Origin of the sequence: Mangrovimicrobium sediminis, assembly GCF_004745945.1 — a bacterium.
GTDB classification, from domain to species: Bacteria; Pseudomonadota; Gammaproteobacteria; order Pseudomonadales; family Halieaceae; genus Mangrovimicrobium; species Mangrovimicrobium sediminis.
Window position 1 is genome coordinate 1 of sequence record NZ_SRLE01000039.1, and the last position, 1639, is coordinate 1639.

Below are 1639 nucleotides of genomic sequence, written 5' to 3' on the forward strand. Positions count from 1 at the left end.
AGATCTACGCGTCACTGGACCAGGTGGCGGAGCTGTCCTTCCGCGGTGCCAAGTCGATGGCGCCGAAGCTGGAGAAGGAAAAAGACAACGCCTTTCTCTCCTACCGCCTGGCCACCATCAAGACCGACGTCGAGCTCGAGGAAACCCCGGACAACCTGGCCAACGCCGAGCCCGATACCGACGCACTGGTCGACTGGTTCCGCCGCCTGGAGTTTCGCGGCTGGCTGGAAGAGCTCCTCGCGCAGGATGGCGGTGCCGCGACCGGGACCGTGGACGCCGAGGTGGAGTACGACATCGTCACCACCCAGGCCGCGCTGGATGCCTGGATCGGGAAACTGAAGGCCGCGGAACTGTTTGCCTTCGACACCGAGACCACCAGCCTCGACTACATGCAGGCGCGCATCGTCGGCGTGTCCTTCGCGGTGGAGCCGGGAGCCGCAGCCTACGTGCCGTTGGCCCACGACTACCTCGGCGCCCCCGGCGACGCGGTGCTGGAGCAGCTCAAGCCGCTGCTGGAAGACGAGGGCCTGCACAAGGTCGGGCAGAACCTGAAATACGACATGAGCGTGCTGGCCAACCACGACATCGAACTGCGCGGTATCGCCTTCGATACCATGCTCGAGTCCTACGTGCTGGATTCCACCGCGACCCGCCACGACATGGACAGCCTGGCGCTCAAGTACCTGGGCCGCAGCACGATTCACTTCGAGGACATTGCCGGCAAGGGCGCCAAGCAGCTCACTTTCAACCAGATCAAGGTCGAAGAGGCCGGCCCCTATGCCGCGGAGGACGCGGACATCACCCTCGGCCTGCACCGCGAACTGTGGCCGCGCCTGGAGCAGGAGGGGCGCCTGGCTGACGTGTTCCGCGATATCGAACTGCCCCTGGTGCCGGTGCTGTCGCGCATCGAGCGCCGCGGCGCCGAGGCGCACACCGCCGCGGGGCAGGCGTTCAACCTCGGTTCGCCCAAGCAGCTCGGGGAGATCCTGTTCGAGAAGCTCGAGCTACCGGTGATCAAGAAGACCCCGAAGGGCGCCCCGAGTACCGCCGAGGATGTGCTGGTCGAACTGGCCCTTGATTACGAGCTGCCGCGCCTGGTGCTGGAGTACCGCGGTCTGTCCAAGCTCAAGTCGACCTACACCGACAAGCTGCCGGAGATGGTCGAGCCGTCCACCGGACGCGTGCACACCTCCTATCATCAGGCGGTGGCCGCCACCGGCCGGCTGTCGTCCTCGGACCCGAACCTGCAGAACATTCCCATCCGTACCGAGGAGGGGCGCAGGATCCGCCAGGCGTTCATCGCCCCCGAAGGCTATCGCATTGTCGCCGCGGACTACTCGCAGATCGAACTGCGCATCATGGCCCACCTGTCCGGTGATGCCGGCCTGAGCCGGGCCTTCCAGGAGGAGCAGGACGTGCACCGGGCCACCGCCTCCGAGGTGTTCGAGGTGGACCTGGACGAGGTGTCATCCGAGCAGCGGCGCAAGGCCAAGGCGATCAATTTCGGCCTCATCTACGGCATGTCCGCCTTTGGCCTGGCCAAGCAGCTGCACCTGGGCCGCAACGAGGCCCAGCAGTACATCGACCGCTATTTCGCCCGCTATCCCGGCGTTGCGGACTACATGGAGCGCACCCGGGC

The 1639-nt window shown here is 66.0% G+C and carries 1 protein-coding gene; it reads left to right on the forward strand.

The features are described 5' to 3' along the window. Positions 1-1639 (forward strand): DNA polymerase (locus E4634_RS21090; RefSeq protein ID WP_240725275.1); only part of this gene is annotated, 1639 nt, incomplete at both ends.